Here is a 19186-nt window from a genome sequence, read left to right as displayed (position 1 = left end):
CCCGCTTGCCCGGCAAAGGCCGCTGCAACTGCGAACAGGCGGGTGAGGAGCAAGCGATGACCAAGGTAGCGATCAACGGTTTCGGGCGCATCGGCCGCCTGGTGGCGCGCGCGCTGATCGAGCGGAACAGCGACCTCGAACTCGTCACCATCAACGACCTTGCCGATGCCAAGTCGAACGCCTGGCTGTTCAGCCGCGACAGCGTCCACGGCCGCTTCAACGGCACGGTCGAGGCGGAGGGGAACGACCTCGTCATCGACGGCAAGCGCATCCGCGTGACCGCCGAGCGTGACCCCGCCAACCTGCCGCACAAGGAACTGGGCGTCGACATCGTGCTTGAATGCACCGGCTTCTTCACCGACCGCGCCAGCGCGCAGAAGCACATCGACGCGGGCGCGAAGAAGGTGCTGATCTCCGCACCCGCCAAGGGCGTCGACATCACCGTCGTCTTCGGCGTCAACGACGACAAGCTGGAGGCCGGCCACACGATCGTGTCCAACGCCTCGTGCACCACCAACTGCCTGGCGCCGGTCGCCAAGGTGCTGAACGACGCGATCGGGATCGAGCGCGGGCTGATGACCACGATCCACGCCTATACCAACGACCAGAAAATCCTCGACCAGATCCACCCCGACCTGCGCCGCGCGCGCGCCGCCGCGATGAGCATGATCCCGACCACCACGGGCGCGGCGCGCGCGGTGGGCGAGGTCCTGCCGGAGCTCAAGGGCAAGCTCGATGGTTCGGCCGTGCGCGTGCCCGTGCCCGACGGCAGCCTGGTGGACCTGACCTTCACCCCGTCGCGCGACACCACGCGCGACGAGGTCAACGAGCTGCTCAAGGCCGCGGCCGAGGGTCCGATGAAGGGCGTGCTCCACTTCTCCGACGAGCCGCTCGTCTCGATCGACATCGTCCACACGCCTTACTCGTCGACCGTCGACAGCCTGGAGACCGCCGTGATCGACGGCAAGCTGGTGCGCGTCGTCAGCTGGTACGACAACGAATGGGGCTTCTCCAACCGCATGGTCGACACCGCCACCGCGATGGCGAACTTCGGCTGAGCCTTACCTCGCGCCGTCGCGACCGGCTCGCGGCGGCGCATCGCTACACGGACAGATGATGGGCATCCTCCTCGGCATCGCGCGCCACGCTTTCCCCAAGGCGCCGATGGAGCTGATCGACCGGGCGGTCGTGACGTGCGAGGAGGGGATCCACGGTGACTATCGCGGCGCGATGAAGCGCCAGCCCTACAAGCGGCAGATGACGCTGATCGAGCGCGGCGACTGGGCCGCTGCGCTGGCCGAGATCGGCGAGAGTATCGGCTGGGAGGAGCGGCGCTCCAACCTGCTGATCGACCAGTTCGATCTGCCGCAGGTGCCCGGCACCTTGCTCAGGATCGGTGCCGACGTGGTGCTGGAGATCACGCGCGAGACCGACCCGTGCGAGCGGATGGAGGCACTGGCGCCGGGACTGAAGGCGGCGCTGCTGCCCGATTGGCGCGGCGGCGCGTGCGCGATGGTGAGACAAGGCGGCGTGATCGCCGTCGGTGACAGGATCAGGATCGAGGAAACATGGACAAGTCCTTTCGAACGCTCGACGACCTCAGCGACGTCCGCGGCCGCCGCGTCCTCGTTCGCGAGGATCTGAACGTACCGCTCCACGACGGCCAGGTCAGCGACGACACCAGACTGCGCGCCACCGTTCCGACGATCGCCGAACTGTCCGATAAGGGCGCGATCGTGCTGATCCTGGCGCATTTCGGCCGGCCCAAGGGCGTGCCGTCGCCCGACATGTCGTTGGCGCAGATCGTCAAGCCGTACGAGGCGGTGCTGGGCCGCGCGGTGCGCTACATCGACTGGGAGGGTGCCGAGGCCGCGATCGCGACGATGCAGCCGGGCGACGTCGGCGTGCTGGAGAATACGCGTTTCTTCGCGGGCGAAGAGAAGAACGACGCCCAAGTCGTTGACCGCTTTGCCTCGCTCGGCGATCTCTACGTCAACGACGCGTTCTCCGCCGCGCACCGCGCCCACGCCTCGACCGAGGGGTTAGCGCGCCGCCTGCCGGCCTATGCCGGACGACAGATGGAGGCGGAGCTCGACGCGCTGGAGAAGGCGCTCGGCAATCCCGAGCACCCGGTCGCGGCGGTGGTCGGCGGCGCCAAGGTGTCGACCAAACTCGACGTGCTCAAGCACCTGGTCGCGCGCGTCGATTACCTCATCATCGGCGGCGGCATGGCAAACACCTTCCTCGACGCGCGCGGCGTGAACGTCGGCCGCAGCCTGTGCGAGCACGATCTGACCGGCACGGCGGAGGAGATCCTCGACGCCGCCGACCGCGCCGGCTGCACCGTCCATCTGCCGTACGACGTGGTAGTCGCGCGCGAGTTCAAGGCGAACCCGGACACGCGCACCGTCAACGTCCACGAGGTCGCCGCCGACGAGATGATCCTCGACATCGGCCCCGCCGCGGCCGAATCGCTCGGCGACGTGCTCAAGAACTGCCGCACGCTCGTGTGGAACGGACCGCTCGGCGCGTTCGAGACTCCGCCGTTCGACGCCGCCACCGTGGCGCTCGCGCGCACCGCCGCCGCGCTGACCAAGGAAGGCGGCCTCGTCTCGGTCGCGGGCGGCGGCGACACCGTTGCCGCGCTCAACCAGGCCGGGGTCGCGGGCGACTTCAGCTTCGTCTCGACCGCGGGCGGCGCGTTCCTCGAGTGGATGGAAGGGCGCGAACTGCCCGGCGTCGCCGCGCTCGCGCGCTAATCCGCCCGCCCGATCCGCTGGCTGTTCAGTCAGCCTGTCCTACAGGAGCGCACGTCTGATATTGGGCGTGCGCTCCTTGAACTGTTCGATCTCCGCCGCTCGCGTGCTGCCCTCGCCGCACTGCGTATTTGCCTCACCTTAGCCTCACCTTCCGATCTGCCGCGGGCGCTCCGCCAGCCGGCTCGGACACGCGTTGGGCTCACCTTAGCCTCACCTTCCGCGCCATCGTGACCGCCGCCCGCTCGGCACATCACCGCTGCCATCTGAACCGCACACGCCGCGTGAAGCGCAGCAGGCGACGGCATTTGCGTCGCTCCGGCTTGCGTCGGCGGTCGCACAGGCGTAGCGACGTTTAACACGTTCAACAAAGGAGCGCGGGCTTGCTGGGTGTGCGACTGGACGAGGAGCTGGAGCGGCGTCTCGCCGCGGTCGCTCGCTCGCAGGGTCGCAGCAAGAGCGACATCGCACGCGAGGCGGTGCGCCGCTACGTCGATCTCCACGACGAGGCGTTCCGACGCGAGGCGCGCCGCCAGTCGCAGCGCGCGTCGCGCCGCCAGACCGACGGCGATTACCGTTTCTGGGACGTGATCGAGCACGAGGACGCGGCGTGGAAGTGACGCACGGCGCCATCGTCATGGTTGCCCCGCCGGGCGGCGAGGGGCCGCCGCGCGCCAGCGTCGTCGTGCAGGCCGACCTGTTCAACGACACGCACGCGACGATCACGATCTGCCCGCTGACAGACGTGATCGGCGGTGAGACGCTGTTCCGCGTCGCCATCTCGCCGCAGGAACATACCGGCCTGACCGTCGAGTGCGAGGTGCAGGTGGACCGCATCACCTCGGTCCGGCGTCATCGCATCGTCAAGGTGATCGGCCATGCCTCCGCCACCCGCATGGAGCAGGTGGATCAGGCACTGCGCCGCTGGCTTAATCTCTAACGATCAACCATTTAGGAGCCGAACATGACCCCGATTGTCAAGAACATCCTCGACAAGTACGAGGGCACCAGCCCCGCGGTGAAGGCGAACCTCGCGCGCATCCTAATGCACGGCAAGCTGGGCGGCACGGGCAAGCTGGTGATCCTGCCGGTCGACCAGGGCTTCGAGCACGGCCCCGCGCGCTCGTTCTCGGTCAACCCCGCCGCCTACGACCCGCACTACCATTATCAGATCGCGATCGACGCGGGGCTCTCGGCTTATGCCGCGCCGCTCGGCATGCTGGAGACAGGGGCGGACACGTTCGCCGGGCAGATCCCGACGATCCTCAAGGTCAATTCGTCGAACAGCTGGGCGACCAGCATCAACCAGGCGCAGACCGGCAGCGTTGAGGACGCGCTGCGGCTCGGCTGCGCCGCGATCGGCTTCACCATCTATCCGGGCTCCGACCACATCTTCGAGATGATGGAGCAGATCCGCGGCCTGCGCGAAGAAGCATCGGCGGCCGGCCTCGCCACCGTGATCTGGTCCTACCCGCGCGGCGGCGACATCTCAAAGGACGGCGAACTCGCACTCGACGTCGGCGCCTACGCCGCGCACATGGCGGCGCTGCTCGGCGCGCACATTATCAAGGTCAAGCTGCCGAGCGCGCATATCGAGCAGAAAGACGCGAAGAAGGCGTACGAGAAGCTCGATGGCTCGACCCAGGCGAAGCGCGTCGCGCACGTCGTCCAGTCGAGCTTCGCCGGGCGCCGCGTGGTGGTCTTCTCGGGTGGCGCGTCGAAGGGTGCGGACGCGGTCTTCCAGGACGCGCGCGACATCCGCGACGGTGGTGGCAACGGCTCGATCATCGGGCGCAACACGTTCCAGCGCGAACGCGGCGAGGCGCTTGAGATGCTCGCCAAGCTGATCGCGATCTACAAGAACGAGGAATAAGGTGTTGTGGTCGCGGTCGTCCCGCCCGGCGGGGCAGCCGCGACGCGCGCGCGCGTCCGCCTTGGCGCTTCCGTCGCGATCGGCGAGGCGCTAGGGCGGCGCGATGGACATCGAAGACCCGCTCGGCCCGCTCGATCCCGGTTTCGCCGCCGCCTTCAAGCGCGACGATCGGCGGCCGCCGTGCCAATTGTACCTCGTCTCGCCGCTCGACGTCGGCGGTGGGTTCCCCGACCGGCTCCGCCGCGCGCTGGGCGCCGGGCCGGTCGCGGCGTTCCAGTTCCGCGTGAAGGGCGTCGACCAGCACGCCGCGGCGAAGCTCGCCGAGCCGCTCCAGGCGATCTGCGCCGAGCACGACGTCGCCTTCATCGTCAACGACAGCGCGAGCCTCGCCAAGCGGCTGGGCGCGGACGGCGTCCACCTGGGGCAAGACGACGACGACCCGCGCGACGCGCGGGCGCTGCTCGGCCCCGACGTGCAGATCGGCGTGACCTGCCACGACAGCCGCCACCTCGCGATGGAGGCGGGCGAGGCCAATGCGGACTACGTCGCCTTCGGCGCCTTCTACCCGACCGCGACCAAGGAGGTGAAGCACCGCCCCGAGCCGTCGATCCTGTCGTGGTGGTCGATGCTGTTCGAGCTGCCGAGCGTCGCGATCGGCGGGATCACGCCCGACAACGTCGCGCCGCTGGTCGCGGCGGGCGCGGACTTCGTTGCGGCATCGGGATCGGTGTGGGGCGGCGACGAGGCCGCCGCGGTGAAGGCGTTCGAGGCGGCGCTGGCTGCGGCACACCGGCGCTGAAGCTCGTCGGTCGCTTGACGGCTGCGGTCACGACGCCATGCTGGCGGGCATGACCCGGCTCGGTGCCATCATCCTGTCGACGATCATCCTGGCGGTGATCGGCTTCGCCTCGATGCTGTCGTTCGACCACTCGCCGAAGCAGGCGGTGCCACCGCGCGATGTTGCGGCCGCCAGTGAGCCGCCAGCCGCTGCGTCCCGCGGCGGCTTGCGCGTGCCCGTCGCCGGCGTGTCGCGCACGGCGCTACGCGACAGCTGGGAGGAGGCACGCGAGAACGGGGCGCGCGGGCATCACGGCACCGACATCATGGCGCGCGCCGGCACGCCGGTGATCGCGGCGGCCGATGGCTGGGTCGAGAAGCTGTTCGACAGCGAGCGCGGCGGCATCACGCTCTACCAGCGCTCGGCGGACCGGCGCTGGACCTATTACTACGCGCATCTCGCCGGCTACGCGCCGGGCGTGCGCGAGGGGATGCGGGTGCGCGCCGGGCAGGTGCTGGGCTACGTCGGCGATACCGGCGACGCGGGTGCGGGCAACTACCACCTGCATTTCGGCGTCACGCGGATGCGCGGCGGCGAACGCTGGTGGCAGGGCGAGGACATCAACCCGTATCCGCTCCTTGCCCGTCAGCCCGCTGGGCGCTAGATGGCGCGCACCGGCTGTCCGCCCGTGCGCGGCAGCCCAGCTCTTTTCCATAGGCGAGATCCATGAAGATCAGCGGCGTGGACATCCGTCCCGGCAACATCATCGAGTATGAAGGCGGCATCTGGCGCGCCGTGAAGATTCAGCACACGCAGCCCGGCAAGGGCGGTGCGTACATGCAGGTCGAGTTGAAGAACCTGCGCGACGGGCGCAAGAACAACGTCCGCTTCCGTTCGGCAGAGTCGGTTGAGCGCGTGCGGCTCGACACCAAGGACTTCCAGTTCCTGTTCGCGGAGGGCGACGGGCTCGTCTTCATGGACAAGCAGACCTATGATCAGGTGACGCTGCCGCGCGACCTCTTGGGCGACGCCGCCGCGTTCCTGCAGGACGGCATGGACGTCGTCATGGAGCTGTACGACGAGGAAGCGATCAGCGTGCAGCTGCCCGACACAATCGAGGCCGAGATCGTCGAGGCCGACGCGGTGGTGAAGGGGCAGACCGCCTCGTCGAGTTACAAGCCCGCGATACTCGATAACGGCGTGCGCGTCATGGTGCCGCCGCATATCTCGGCTGGCACGCGCATCGTGGTGGACGTGTACGAGCAGACGTATGTGCGGCGTGCGGATTGAGACGATTAGCGGACGCTAATCGCACGATCCGCCGCCCGGCCGGCGCGCCATTGGCGCGACCGACGACGCGGGCTTGGCCCGCGGCCGACTGCTAAGAGTAATTGCCCTTCACGAAGGGCCGGGGAGTGGGGCTAGCCGGGGTTGGCCCTTACCCTCACGCGGCAGCGCGCGAGGCTCCCCTCTCCCACACCCTCTCCCCGGAGGGGCGAGGGCTTAGATTATGCCATCCCATTCCGGCCTGTTCACGATCATCGAGCGCGCGGCGCGCAAGGCGGCGCCGCGGCTGCGTCGAGACTTCAACGAGGTCCAGCAGCTTCAGGTCAGCCGCAAGGGGCCGGCCGATTTCGTCAGCCAGGCCGACCAGCGCTGCGAGCAGACGCTGTACGAGGAACTGTCGAAGGCGCGGCCCGATTGGGGCTTCCTGATGGAGGAGCGCGGCGAGATCGAGGGCGATCCGACCAAGCCGCGCTTCATCGTTGATCCGCTCGACGGCACGTCGAACTTCCTCCACGGCATTCCGCATTTCGCGATCTCGATCGCGGTCGAGGAGCCGCTGCCCAGCGGCAAGCGCGAGATCACGACCGCGCTGACCTACCAGCCGCTGACCGACGAGAGCTTCTGGGCGGAGAAGGGACGCGGCGCGTGGTTGCAGGACCAGCGGCTGCGCGTGTCGGCCCGGCGCGAGCCGTCGGAAGCGCTGATCGCGACGGGCATTCCGTTCATGGGTCACGGCGACTTCGTGCAATGGACGCGCATCTTCGGCGGCATCGCGCCGCAGGTCGCGGGCATCCGCCGGCTGGGCGCGGCGACGCTCGACCTCGCCTGGGTCGCGGCCGGCCGCTTCGACGGTTACTGGGAGAGTGACCTGAAGCCGTGGGACGTGTCGGCGGGCGTGCTGCTGGTCAAAGAAGCGGGCGGGTTCGTGACCGACTTCCGCGGCGGGGATCGCTACATGGAACGTAACGAGTTCCTCGCGACGAACGACGGCCTGCATTCCAAGCTGCACAAGATGCTGGCGCAGTCGCTGCGCTGAGCCATCGGAGAAGGCGTTGCGGCGCAGTGTTGCGATTCATTCTCACGCCCCGCGCGCCTTGCCCGTCCCTGCCCGGAGGCTTAAAGCGGCGGGCAACCGTTCGCACATGCAGTACGAGCGTCTGAACGTAGCATTGAGAGTCTGACATTGGTCGACCTGTCGCAATATCTGCCCATCCTGATGTTCCTGGGCGTGGCGCTGATCCTGTCCTCGGCATTCGTGTTCCTGCCTATGGCGGTGTCGCGGATCACGGGATCGTACAAGCCGACCGCGGAGAAGCTGTCCGAGTATGAGTGCGGCTTTCCCGCCTTCGAGGACAGCCGCAGCCAATTCGACGTGCGTTTTTATCTCGTTGCCATTCTGTTCATCATCTTCGATTTGGAAGCGGCCTTCCTATATCCTTGGGCAGTCAGCGTTTTCACGCTCGGATGGACGGCCTGGATCAGCATGATGGTATTTATCGCGGAGCTCGCGCTCGGGCTCGTGTACGCTTGGAAGAAGGGAGCGCTGGAGTGGGAGTAGAAGCACACTCCGGACCGATCGGGCTCGTCAACGCGCCCGAGACGGGCCGCTCGGTCGTCGCGCCCGACCAGGGGTTCTTCGACGGGTTGAACGGCGAGCTGAACGACAAGGGCTTTCTTGTCACCTCGTCCGAAGAACTGTTCCAATGGGCGCGGACGGGTTCGCTGTGGTGGATGACTTTCGGTCTGGCGTGCTGCGCGGTGGAGATGATCCACGTCAACATGCCGCGATACGACTTGGAGCGCTTCGGCGCCGCGCCGCGCGCCTCGCCGCGCCAGTCGGACGTGATGATCGTCGCGGGTACGCTATGCAACAAGATGGCGCCGGCGCTGCGCAAGGTCTACGACCAGATGTCGGAGCCCAAGTACGTCATCTCGATGGGCAGCTGCGCCAATGGTGGCGGCTATTACCATTACAGCTACTCGGTGGTGCGCGGGTGCGACCGCGTGGTGCCGGTCGACATCTACGTGCCGGGCTGCCCGCCGACCGCGGAGGCGCTGCTCTACGGCATCATGCAGCTGCAGCGTAAGATCCGTCGCAGCGGGAGCATCGAGCGATGAGGGCGCCCGCGCCGGCATACGCCTACAGTCTCAACGACGAGACGATCGCGGCCGCGCAGGCGGCGATCGGCAGCGGGCTGACCGACGCGTTCGCGCGTGCGGGCGAGGTGCAGCTGCACGTGACGCGCGAAGCGCTGGTCCCGGCGCTGATCGCGCTGCGCGACACGCCGGGGCTGGAATATCAGCAGCTGATGGAGATCGCCGGCGTCGACTATCCCGATCGCGGGGTGGAGCGGTTCGAGATCGTCTACTGCATGCTGTCGCTGACGCGTAACCACCGGCTGCACGTCCACGTGCGCGCTTCGGAGGACACGCCGGTGCCGAGCGTCACCGGGCTGTGGCCGGTCGCGGGCTGGCTGGAGCGCGAGGTGTACGACATGTACGGCGTGCTGTTCGCGGGCAACCAGGACCTGCGCCGCATCCTGACCGACTATGGCTTTCGCGGTCACCCGTTCCGCAAGGACTTCCCGCTCTCCGGCTTCGTCGAGATGCGCTATTCCGAGGAGCAGAAGCGCGTCGTGTACGAGCCGGTTAAGCTCGCGCAGGATTTCCGCAGCTTCGATTTCATGAGCCCGTGGGAAGGCGCGGAATACGTGCTGCCGGGCGACGAGAAGGCGAAGGACGCCGCTTTGCCGCAGGCGAAGGGCGCGCAGACGCCAGCTACCGCCACGCAGGTGCAGAATGCCGGCGCGGCGAAGACCGATACCAATGCGCCGGCCGGGTCGAGCGAGCCTTACGCCAAGAAGGACGCACCTAGCACCGCTGAGACGGGAGCAGGCAGGAGCAACCCAGATTCCAAACCTGAGCCGCGCGACCCCGACGTCGTGCCCGGCAAGGGAGGTCAGAACCAGTGACTGATATTTTGATCGAGAAGGACATGGCGGTCGATCGCGCGATCGACCCGGCGGTCGAGAAGATCGTCCACGCGACCGACGCCTCGCATCCGAGCGAGGGTGATGTCGCGATCCAGAACTACACGATCAACTTCGGCCCGCAGCATCCCGCGGCGCACGGCGTGCTGCGCCTCGTCATGGAACTGGACGGCGAGATCATCGAGCGGATCGATCCGCACGTCGGGCTGCTCCACCGCGGCACCGAGAAGCTGATCGAGTACAAAACCTACGCGCAGGCGATTCCGTACTTCGACCGGCTCGATTACTGCTCGCCGATGTGCATGGAGCACACTTTCGTGCTCGCGATCGAGAAGCTGCTCGACCTGGAGGTGCCATTGCGGGCGCAGTACCTCCGCGTGCTGTTCGCCGAGTTGACGCGCATTTCCAATCATATGCTGAACCTCGGTTCGCACGTGATGGACGTGGGTGCGATGACGCCGAACCTGTGGCTGTTCGAGATCCGCGAGGATTGCTACGGCTTCTTCGAGCGCGCGTCGGGTGCGCGGATGCACCACAATTACATGCGTCCGGGCGGCGTGCACCAGGACGTGCCGCTCAAGCTGCTGACCGACATCGCCGACTGGCTCGATACGCGTCTGCCTCGCCTGTTCGAGGACGCGATCAGCCTGGTCGCCGATAACCGCATCTTCAAGCAGCGCAACGTCGACATCGGCACGGTCAGCCGCGACGACGCAATTGCCTGGGGATTCTCGGGTCCGATGATCCGCGCGGCGGGCATCCCGTGGGACCTGCGCAAGTCGCAGCCCTACGACGTGTACGACCGGATGGACTTCGACGTGCCCGTCGGTACGCGCGGCGACTGCTACGACCGTTTCATGTTGCGCGTGGAGGAGGTGCGCCAGTCGGCGCGCATCATGCGCCAGTGTCTGAATGAGATGCCCGAAGGGCCGATCGCCAGCCTCGACCGCAAGGTAGTGCCGCCCAAGCGTGCCGAGATGAAGCAGTCGATGGAAGCGCTGATCCATCACTTCAAGCTCTACACCGAGGGGTATCACGTCCCCGCGGGCGAGGTTTACGTCGCGACGGAGAGCCCGAAGGGCGAGTTCGGCGTCTACCTGGTCAGCGACGGCAGCAACAAGCCGTACCGCTGCAAGATCCGCCCGACCGCGTTCAGCCACCTGCAGGCGATGGACTTCATGAGCCGCGGCCACATGCTCGCGGACACCACCGCGATCCTGGGCGCGATGGATATCGTATTTGGTGAATGTGACCGCTGATGGCTGACGGACCGCAGATCCCCGACGAGGCCGAGACCCGCGCGCGCTGGGGCGCGTTCGCGTGGAGCGAGGCGAATCAGATCAAGCGCAATGAAATCCTCGCGCGCTATCCCAAGGGGCGTGAGCAGTCGGGATCGATTCCACTGCTCGACCTGGCGCAGCGTCAGGTCGGCGAGGAAACGCACACGCAGGGCTGGCTGCCCGTTCCGGTGATCGAGTTCGTTGCGCGCGAGATCGGCGTTCCGTACATCCGGGTGTTCGAGGTCGCGACCTTCTACACGATGTTCAACCTGGCGCCGGTCGGGCGTTTCCACGTTCAGGTGTGCGGGACGACGCCGTGCGTGCTGCGCGGATCGGACGACGTGTTCGCGGCGTGCAAGAACAAGGGGCTGATCAAGGGGCGTACTACGCCCGACGGGCTGTTCACGCTGACCGAGGTCGAGTGCATGGGCAATTGCGCCTCGGCGCCGATGGTTCAGATCAACGACGACAATTACGAGGACCTCGACTACGATCGCACCACCGCGATCCTGGAGACGCTGGCGAACGGCGGCGCGCCGAAGCCGGGCTCGCAGGAGCCGGGGCGTCAAACGGTGGAGCCGTACGGCGGGCCGACGACGCTGACCGCGATGGTGAATGAGAATCACGATTACCGTGGTGAATGGGGCCAGGTGGCGCAGCCCCAGGCGGTGGAGCAGCAGGCATGAGTCTCGCCGACAAGGATCGCATCTTCACCAACCTGTACGGATTCCAGTCGTGGCGGGTCGACGCTGCGATGCAGCGTGGTGACTGGGACAATACCAAGGACCTGCTGGCGCTCGGGCAGGACAAGATCATCGACGTAATCAAGGCGTCGGGCCTGCGCGGCCGCGGCGGTGCGGGCTTTCCGACGGGCACGAAGTGGAGCTTCATGCCCAAGGAGCCCAAGCCGGATCGTCCCAACTTCCTCGTCATCAACGCCGACGAGTCCGAGCCCGGTTCGTGCAAGGACCGCGAGATCATGCGGCACGACCCGCACAAGCTGATCGAGGGTGCGCTGGTCGCGGGTTTCGCGATGCGCGCGCGCGCCGCCTACATCTACATCCGCGGCGAGTATATCCGCGAGGCCGAGGTGCTGTTCGCCGCGGTCGCCGAGGCGTACGACCGCGGCCTGGTCGGCAAGAATGCGTGTGGGTCGGGTTACGACTTCGACGTGTTCGTGCACCGCGGGGCGGGCGCGTACATCTGCGGTGAGGAAACCGCGATGCTCGAGAGCTTGGAGGGCAAGAAGGGGCAGCCGCGCCTGAAACCGCCGTTCCCGGCGGGGGCGGGCCTGTATGGCTGCCCGACGACGGTCAACAATGTCGAGTCGATCGCGGTCGCGCCGACGATTCTGCGGCGCGGGGCGGCGTGGTTCTCCAGCTTCGGCAACGAGAATAATAAGGGCACCAAGCTGTTTCAGATCAGCGGCCACGTCGAGAAGCCGACGGTGGTCGAGGAAGCGATGAGCATCAGCTTTCGCGAACTGATCGAGAAGCATTGCGGCGGGATTCGCGGCGGCTGGGACAATCTGCTCGCGGTTATCCCGGGCGGGTCGTCGGTGCCGCTGGTGCCGGCCAAGGACATCATCGACTGCTCGATGGATTTCGACGGGCTGAAGGGCGTCGGTTCGGGCCTCGGCACCGCGGCCGTCATCGTCATGGACAAGTCGACCGACGTCGTCCGCGCGATCAGCCGCATCTCGTACTTCTACAAGCACGAGAGCTGCGGGCAGTGCACGCCGTGCCGCGAGGGCACCGGCTGGATGTGGCGCGTGATGGAGCGGCTGCGCACCGGCGACGCCGAGATCGGCGAGATCGACATGCTCCGGCAGGTGACCAAGCAGGTCGAGGGCCACTCGATCTGCGCGCTGGGCGATGCCGCGGCGTGGCCGATCCAGGGGCTGATCAAGCATTTCCGCCCCGAGCTGGAGCGCCGCATTATCGAGCGGAGTGGAGGCGTGCGTTCGCTCGCGCCGATGCAGGAAGCGGCCGAGTGAGGCGGATCACCGTCTTGCTGCTGGACGTCAGCCTGTTGGTCGCGACGATCGCGGCGCTCGGCTACCTCGTCCGCATGGTCACCGGCTTGTTCCTACCGGTGCAGTGGTACTGGGGCGGGGCGCTGGCAGCCGTCGCGGCGCCTGCGCTGATTGCTCTCGCTCTATTCGTGTCGGCGCGACTGCCGGCCACAGGATCGAAGAATGCCGAAGCTTAAAGTAGACGGGATCGAGGTCGAGGTGCCCCAGGGTGCCACCGTCCTCCAGGCGTGCGAGGCCGCGGGCAAGGAGATTCCGCGCTTCTGCTATCACGAGCGGCTGAGCATCGCGGGCAATTGCCGCATGTGTCTGGTCGAGGTGAAGCCCGGGCCACCCAAGCCGCAGGCGTCGTGCGCGCTGCCAGCCGCGGACAATCAGGAAGTGTTCACCACCACGCCGATGGTGAAGCATGCCCGCGAGGGCATCATGGAATTTCTACTGATCAATCACCCGCTCGATTGCCCGATCTGCGATCAGGGTGGCGAGTGCGACTTGCAGGACCAGTCGGTTGCCTATGGCCGCGGGCGCTCGCGTTTCGCGGAGAACAAGCGCGCGGTGACCGAGAAGTACATGGGGCCGATCGTCAAGACGATCATGACCCGCTGCATTCAGTGCACGCGCTGCGTCCGCTTCGCGGAGGAAGTCGCGGGCGTGGAGGAGATCGGCGCGATCTACCGCGGCGAGAACATGCAGATCACCAGCTACCTCGAGGAAGCGGTGACGAGCGAGCTGTCGGGGAACGTCGTCGACCTGTGCCCGGTCGGCGCGCTGACCAGCAAGCCCTACGCGTTCGAGGCGCGGCCGTGGGAGCTGCGCAAGACCTTGTCGATCGACGTCATGGACGCGGTCGGCACCAACATTCGGCTGGATGCACGCGGGCGGCAGGTGTTGCGCGCGGTGCCGCGCGTCAACGACGACGTGAACGAGGAATGGGCGACCGACAAGACGCGCCACGCGGTCGACGGCCTCGTGCGTCGCCGGCTCGACCGGCCGTACGTGCGGCGCGACGGTAAGCTGCACGCGGTCAGCTGGGACGAGGCGTTCGCGACGATCGCCGCGGTCGACCACGGCGGCTCGGTCGCGGCGGTCGCGGGCGATCTGGTCGATTGCGAGACGATGTTCGCGGCCAAGGCGCTGCTGCGCGAGCTGGGCGACGCCAAGCTTGAGGGCCGCCAGACCGGCATGGACTATGACACGTCCAGTCTTGCGGCGGTCAACTTCAACACTACGATCGCGGGTGTCGAGGAGGCGGACGCGGTCCTGCTGGTCGGCACCAATTTGCGCTGGGAAGCGTCGCTGGTGAACACGCGCGTGCGCAAGGCGATCAAGCGCGGCGCCAAGGTGTTCGCGATTGGGCCCGAGACCGATCTGACCTACAAGGCCGAGTGGCTGGGCGACGATCTGTCGATCCTGGGCGACCTGCCCGAGAGCGTCACGGACGCGTTCGGCAAGGCCGAGCGGCCGATGGTGATCGTCGGCGGCGCGGCGCTGAAGGGCGCGCACGGCGCGGCGTTGGGTTTGGTCAATAGTCTCAACCTGGTGCGTGACGGCTGGAACGGGTTCAACGTCGTCCACATGGCGGCGTCGCGCATGGGCGGGTTGATGCTCGGCTACGCGTCGACGGGTGGCATCGCCGACCTGCACGACGCCAAGCTGACCTTCTTCCTCGGCGCGGACGAGAGCGATTTCACCAAGTTTACCGGGTTCAAGGTGTTCGTCGGCCACCACGGCGACCGCGGCGCTCACCACGCCGACGTGGTCCTGCCGGGTGCGAGCTACGCCGAGAAGTCGGGGACGTTCGTCAACCTCGAAGGCCGCGTCCAGCGCGGCGAGCGCGCCGGCTTCCCGCCGGGTGACGCGCGCGAGGATTGGGCGATCTTCCGCGCGCTCTCCGACAGGCTCGGCAAGACGTTGTCGTTCGACACGCTCGAGGAGCTACGCGCGGCGATGGCGCTCGACTGCCCCGATCTGGCGGAGCTCGGGCTCAAGACGTTCGCGTGGAACCCACCGTCGCTCGACGCCACCGCGTCGGGACGGATCGAGGGTTACCCGATCAAGGATTTCTACCTCACCAACGCGATCTGCCGCGCGTCGCCGACGATGCAGCGCTGCTCGGCGGAACTAATCCACGGTGAGAGCTTCGCGGAGGCAGCGGAGTGACCGGCTTCTTCAATTCAACGCTGGGCATGTCTTACGGCTGGTCGTGGTTCCTCGCCACGATCATCGGCATTTTGGTGATCGCGCTGCCGCTGATGCTGGCGGTGGCGATGATCATCTACGCCGACCGCAAGATCTGGGCGGCGATGGCGCTGCGTCGCGGCCCCAACGTCGTCGGCCCGTTCGGCCTGCTACAGAGCTTCGCCGACGGCCTGAAGGTGTTCCTGCAGGAAACGATCGTGCCGTCGGCGGCGAACCGCGGGCTGTTCCTGCTCGCCCCGATCATCACTTTCACGGTCGCGCTGATCGTTTGGGCGGTGGTGCCGTTTCAGCCAAGTGTGGTGCTCGCCGACATCAACGTCGGGCTGCTCTACGTGCTCGCGGCGTCGTCGCTGGGCGTGTACGGCATCATCCTGGCGGGCTGGTCATCAAACTCGAAATACCCGTTCTTCTCCGCGATTCGCGCCGCGGCGCAGATGGTCAGCTACGAGGTCGCGATCGGATTCGTGCTGATCTCGATCGTGATGTGGGCGGGGACGTTCAACCTGACCGGGATCGTCGAGGCGCAGCGCGGGCTGTACGGGTTAATTAATGGGTTCGCGTTCAATCCCCTGCTGTTCCCGATGTCGGTGGTGTTCCTGATCTCGTCGCTGGCGGAGACGCAGCGCGCGCCGTTCGACCTGACCGAGGCGGAGTCGGAACTCGTCGCAGGGTATCAGACCGAGTACAGCTCGATGAGCTTCGCGCTCTACTGGCTGGGCGAGTACGCCAACGTGCTGCTGATGTGCACGCTGAACGCGACGCTGTTCTGGGGCGGGTATCTGCCGCCGTTCGATTGGGCGCCGCTGTACTTCGTGCCGGGCATCATCTGGCTGTTCGCCAAGATCCTGTTCTTCTTCTTCGTGTTCTCCTGGATCAAGGCGACGGTGCCGCGCTACCGCTATGACCAGCTGATGCGGCTGGGGTGGAAGGTGTTCCTGCCATTGTCGCTGTTCTGGGTGTTCCTGGTGTCGGGCGTGCTGATGTTCATGCGCGTGGGAGTTTGAGATGAGTATCGCGCAGACGATCAAGTCGTTTACCTTGTGGGAGTTCGTGAAGGCGCATGCCCTCACGCTGAAGTATTTCTTTAAGCCCAAGGCGACGATCAACTACCCGTACGAGAAGAACCCGCTGTCACCGCGTTTTCGCGGCGAGCACGCGCTGCGCCGTTATCCGAACGGCGAGGAACGCTGCATCGCGTGCAAGCTGTGCGAGGCGGTGTGCCCGGCACTGGCGATAACGATTGAGGCCGAGCCGCGCGACGATGGCAGCCGCCGCACGACGCGCTACGATATCGACATGACCAAGTGCATCTACTGCGGCCTGTGCCAGGAAGCATGCCCGGTTGACGCGATCGTCGAGGGGCCGAACCTCGATTTCTCGACCGAGACGCGCGAGGAACTGATCTACGACAAGGCCAAGCTGCTCGACAACGGCGACCGCTGGGAGCGCGCGATCGCCGCGAACCTTGCCGCCGACGCGCCGTACCGTTAAGCGCGCGGCCAAGACCGACAGGCACCAAAGGGGCTCGTAGAATATCGTGATACAGGCGCTCGCCTTTTACCTGTTCGCGCTCGTCGTGCTGCTGTCCGGCGCCATGACGATCCTGTCGCGCAACCCGGTCCATTCCGTGCTGTGGCTGATCCTCGCGTTCTTTAACGCCGCCGGGCTGATGGTGCTGGTCGGGGCGGAGTTCATCGCGATGCTGCTCGTCATCGTCTACGTCGGCGCTGTCGCGGTCCTGTTCCTGTTCGTGGTCATGATGCTCGACATCGACTTCGCGGAGCTGAGGGCCGGGTTCGTGCGCTACGCGGCGCTCGGGCTGCTGCTGGCGGTGGCGCTGGTCGCGGAGATCCTGATCGGCGTCGGCGCGTGGAGCGCGGGCGGGATCGAGCTGGCGCGGCGCGCGGCGCCGACGAACGCGGCGGTCCCGAACATCGAGGCGATCGGGCAGCTGCTCTACACGCGCTACCTGTTCATCTTCGAGGGTGCGGGGCTGGTGCTGCTGGTCGCGATGATCGGCGCAATTGTGCTGACGCACCGCGAGCGGTCGGGTTCGCGCTACCAGAATATCGCGCGGCAGAATGCGCGCCGTCCGCAGGACGCGACGCGCAACGTGCGGCCCGAGATCGGGCAGGGAGTACAATTGTGAGCGGCGATATCGCGGGCGGCGTCGGCCTGATCCACTACCTGGTCGTGGCGGCGCTGCTGTTCACGATGGGGGTTCTGGGCATCTTCCTCAACCGCAAGAACATCATCGTCATCCTGATGGCGATTGAGCTGATCCTGCTGGCGGTAAACATCAACCTCGTCGCCTTTTCGGCCGCGCTGCACGACCTGGTGGGTCAGGTGTTCGCGATGTTTGTGCTGACGGTGGCGGCGGGCGAGGCCGCGATCGGGCTCGCCATCCTGGTCATCTTCTTCCGCGGCCGGGGCTCGATCTCGGTTGACGATCCCAGCCGGATGAAGGGGTAACACGTCCGTGCATTCAATCCTCTTCATCGTTTTCCTGCCGCTCCTAGCCGCGGCGATCGCGGGGCTGGGTAACCGCTCGCTGGGCGTCGTGCCGGCAAAGGTCATCACCACGGGCGCGCTGTTCGTGTCGTGCCTGCTGTCGTGGCCGATCTTTATCGGCTTTCTGAGCGGCAGCGCGGCCGCGAGCGTTACGCCGGTGCTCCACTTCATGACCTCGGGTACGTTCGACGTGTCATGGGCGCTGCGCGTCGACGCGCTGACTGCGGTGATGCTGGTGGTGATCACCAGCGTCTCGGCACTCGTGCACCTCTATTCCTGGGGGTACATGGCTGAGGACCCGGACCAGCCGCGCTTCTTCGCGTATCTGTGCCTGTTTACCTTCGCGATGCTGATGCTCGTCACCGCGGACAATCTGATCCAGATGTTCTTCGGCTGGGAAGGCGTCGGTCTCGCCAGCTACCTGTTGATCGGTTTCTGGTTCCGCAAGCCGAGCGCCAACGCGGCGGCGATCAAGGCGTTCGTCGTCAACCGCGTCGGTGACCTGGGTTTCATGCTGGGCATCTTCGGCACCTATCTGGTATTCAATACTGTCTCGATCGCGGCGATCCTGGCCGCGGCGCCATCGATGGCGGGGTCGACGATCGGCTTCCTATGGTTCCGCGCCGACACGATGACGGTGTTGTGCCTGCTCCTGTTCGTCGGTGCGATGGGCAAGTCGGCGCAGCTGGGGCTGCACACCTGGTTGCCCGACGCGATGGAGGGTCCGACCCCAGTGTCGGCGCTGATCCACGCCGCGACGATGGTGACCGCGGGCGTGTTCATGGTGTGTCGCCTGTCGCCGATGTTCGAGACTAGCCCGACGGCGCTCGCCTTCATCACCTTCATAGGAGCCGCGACCTGCCTGTTCGCGGCGACGGTCGGCACGACGCAGACCGACATCAAGCGCGTGATCGCCTATTCGACCTGCTCGCAGCTGGGTTACATGTTCTTCGCCGCCGGCGTCGGCGCCTACGGCGCGGCGATGTTCCACCTGTTCACGCACGCCTTTTTCAAGGCACTGCTGTTTCTGGGCGCGGGCTCGGTGATCCACGCGATGCATCACGAGCAGGACATGCGCTACTATGGCGCGCTGCGGAAGGAGATCCCGGTCACCTTCTGGGCGATGCTGCTCGGCACGCTGGCGATCACCGGTGTCGGCATTTACGAGGTGGGCGGGTTCGCCGGTTACCACTCTAAGGACGCGATCATCGAGGTGAGCTGGGCGGCGGGTTCGCCGGTAGCGTCGATGGTGGGCGTGTTCGCGGCGCTGCTGACCAGCTTCTACTCTTGGCGCCTCATGTTCCTAACCTTTTGGGGCAAGCCGCGCTGGGCCGCGTCGGAGCACATACAGTACGCGATCCACGACGCGCACTCGCACGGCCACGATCACGTCGGCGATCAGGCGCACGCGGCCGATCACGAGGTGCACGAGCACGGCAAGCAGGCCGAGCATCATCACGGTGACGTCGCGCACGAGGAC

23 protein-coding genes are annotated in these 19186 nt (G+C 66.6%); all 23 read left to right on the top strand.

Features of this window, described 5'->3' with window-relative positions:
* The first annotated feature begins 56 nt into the window (after positions 1-56).
* Positions 57-1058: a type I glyceraldehyde-3-phosphate dehydrogenase gene (gap, locus tag ACFDS6_RS11910; RefSeq protein WP_375272385.1), complete on the top strand. Its 1002-nt coding sequence runs from the start codon at positions 57-59 to the stop codon at positions 1056-1058.
* 55 nt (positions 1059-1113) lie between these two features.
* Complete coding sequence (locus tag ACFDS6_RS11905; protein ID WP_375272384.1) at positions 1114-1644, top strand: MOSC domain-containing protein; 531 nt, start codon at positions 1114-1116, stop codon at positions 1642-1644.
* On the top strand, positions 1569-2759 hold the full coding sequence (locus tag ACFDS6_RS11900; protein WP_375272383.1) for a phosphoglycerate kinase: 1191 nt from the start codon (positions 1569-1571) through the stop codon (positions 2757-2759). The genes ACFDS6_RS11905 and ACFDS6_RS11900 overlap by 76 nt, the downstream gene beginning before the upstream one ends.
* Before the next feature lie 389 nt (positions 2760-3148).
* The gene (locus ACFDS6_RS11895; protein WP_375272409.1) at positions 3149-3376 is read left to right on the top strand and encodes a ribbon-helix-helix protein, CopG family; all 228 of its coding nucleotides are present in this window, start codon (positions 3149-3151) and stop codon (positions 3374-3376) included.
* Positions 3367-3696, top strand: coding sequence for a type II toxin-antitoxin system PemK/MazF family toxin (locus tag ACFDS6_RS11890; RefSeq protein WP_375272382.1), 330 nt, complete (start codon positions 3367-3369; stop codon positions 3694-3696). Before ACFDS6_RS11895 ends, ACFDS6_RS11890 begins: the two co-directional genes overlap by 10 nt.
* A gap of 24 nt (positions 3697-3720) precedes the next feature.
* Positions 3721-4629: a class I fructose-bisphosphate aldolase gene (locus ACFDS6_RS11885; RefSeq protein ID WP_375272381.1), complete on the top strand. Its 909-nt coding sequence runs from the start codon at positions 3721-3723 to the stop codon at positions 4627-4629.
* 103 nt (positions 4630-4732) lie between these two features.
* A complete protein-coding gene (gene thiE, locus ACFDS6_RS11880) occupies positions 4733-5428 on the top strand; it encodes a thiamine phosphate synthase (protein ID WP_375272380.1) in 696 nt (231 codons plus the stop codon).
* A gap of 49 nt (positions 5429-5477) precedes the next feature.
* A complete protein-coding gene (locus tag ACFDS6_RS11875) occupies positions 5478-6071 on the top strand; it encodes a M23 family metallopeptidase (protein ID WP_375272379.1) in 594 nt (197 codons plus the stop codon).
* A gap of 62 nt (positions 6072-6133) precedes the next feature.
* On the top strand, positions 6134-6697 hold the full coding sequence (gene efp / locus ACFDS6_RS11870) for an elongation factor P (RefSeq protein ID WP_375272378.1): 564 nt from the start codon (positions 6134-6136) through the stop codon (positions 6695-6697).
* Positions 6698-6917: 220 nt separating this feature from the next.
* Positions 6918-7730 carry an inositol monophosphatase family protein gene (locus tag ACFDS6_RS11865; protein ID WP_375272377.1) on the top strand — a complete coding sequence of 271 codons (813 nt, stop codon included), beginning with the start codon at positions 6918-6920 and terminating at the stop codon, positions 7728-7730.
* 147 nt (positions 7731-7877) lie between these two features.
* Positions 7878-8252 carry an NADH-quinone oxidoreductase subunit A gene (ndhC, locus tag ACFDS6_RS11860; RefSeq protein WP_375272376.1) on the top strand — a complete coding sequence of 125 codons (375 nt, stop codon included), beginning with the start codon at positions 7878-7880 and terminating at the stop codon, positions 8250-8252.
* Positions 8253-8269: 17 nt separating this feature from the next.
* The gene (locus ACFDS6_RS11855) at positions 8270-8812 is read left to right on the top strand and encodes an NADH-quinone oxidoreductase subunit B family protein (protein ID WP_174192632.1); all 543 of its coding nucleotides are present in this window, start codon (positions 8270-8272) and stop codon (positions 8810-8812) included.
* Entirely contained in the window at positions 8809-9666 is an 858-nt protein-coding gene (locus tag ACFDS6_RS11850; protein ID WP_375272375.1) for an NADH-quinone oxidoreductase subunit C, read from the top strand. Before ACFDS6_RS11855 ends, ACFDS6_RS11850 begins: the two co-directional genes overlap by 4 nt.
* 23 nt (positions 9667-9689) lie before the next feature.
* Positions 9690-10943, top strand: coding sequence for an NADH-quinone oxidoreductase subunit D (locus ACFDS6_RS11845; protein ID WP_375272408.1), 1254 nt, complete (start codon positions 9690-9692; stop codon positions 10941-10943).
* A complete protein-coding gene (locus tag ACFDS6_RS11840) occupies positions 10943-11650 on the top strand; it encodes a complex I 24 kDa subunit family protein (RefSeq protein ID WP_375272374.1) in 708 nt (235 codons plus the stop codon). The genes ACFDS6_RS11845 and ACFDS6_RS11840 overlap by 1 nt, the downstream gene beginning before the upstream one ends.
* On the top strand, positions 11647-12960 hold the full coding sequence (gene nuoF / locus ACFDS6_RS11835) for an NADH-quinone oxidoreductase subunit NuoF (protein WP_375272372.1): 1314 nt from the start codon (positions 11647-11649) through the stop codon (positions 12958-12960). Before ACFDS6_RS11840 ends, nuoF begins: the two co-directional genes overlap by 4 nt.
* Positions 12957-13175, top strand: a complete 219-nt coding sequence (locus ACFDS6_RS11830) for a hypothetical protein (protein WP_375272371.1) — start codon at positions 12957-12959, stop codon at positions 13173-13175. The genes nuoF and ACFDS6_RS11830 overlap by 4 nt, the downstream gene beginning before the upstream one ends.
* Positions 13162-15156 (top strand): NADH-quinone oxidoreductase subunit NuoG, encoded by a 1995-nt coding sequence (nuoG, locus tag ACFDS6_RS11825; protein WP_375272370.1) that lies wholly within the window; start codon positions 13162-13164, stop codon positions 15154-15156. Before ACFDS6_RS11830 ends, nuoG begins: the two co-directional genes overlap by 14 nt.
* Before the next feature lie 26 nt (positions 15157-15182).
* A complete protein-coding gene (nuoH, locus tag ACFDS6_RS11820; RefSeq protein WP_375272407.1) occupies positions 15183-16199 on the top strand; it encodes an NADH-quinone oxidoreductase subunit NuoH in 1017 nt (338 codons plus the stop codon).
* A gap of 1 nt (position 16200) precedes the next feature.
* Positions 16201-16686 carry an NADH-quinone oxidoreductase subunit NuoI gene (gene nuoI / locus ACFDS6_RS11815; protein ID WP_174192080.1) on the top strand — a complete coding sequence of 162 codons (486 nt, stop codon included), beginning with the start codon at positions 16201-16203 and terminating at the stop codon, positions 16684-16686.
* Between the two features lie 46 nt (positions 16687-16732).
* Positions 16733-17344: an NADH-quinone oxidoreductase subunit J gene (locus ACFDS6_RS11810; protein WP_375272369.1), complete on the top strand. Its 612-nt coding sequence runs from the start codon at positions 16733-16735 to the stop codon at positions 17342-17344.
* Between the two features lie 26 nt (positions 17345-17370).
* The gene (nuoK, locus tag ACFDS6_RS11805) at positions 17371-17667 is read left to right on the top strand and encodes an NADH-quinone oxidoreductase subunit NuoK (protein ID WP_281243237.1); all 297 of its coding nucleotides are present in this window, start codon (positions 17371-17373) and stop codon (positions 17665-17667) included.
* 7 nt (positions 17668-17674) lie between these two features.
* On the top strand, positions 17675-19186 hold a 1512-nt coding region (nuoL, locus tag ACFDS6_RS11800), incomplete at its 3' end, for an NADH-quinone oxidoreductase subunit L (protein WP_375272368.1).

Source organism: Sphingomonas sp. (genome assembly GCF_042095875.1).
Lineage (GTDB): Bacteria > Pseudomonadota > Alphaproteobacteria > Sphingomonadales > Sphingomonadaceae > Sphingomonas.
The sequence above is the reverse complement of the archived record's forward strand: the minus strand, read 5'-3'. Positions and strand labels throughout refer to the sequence as shown.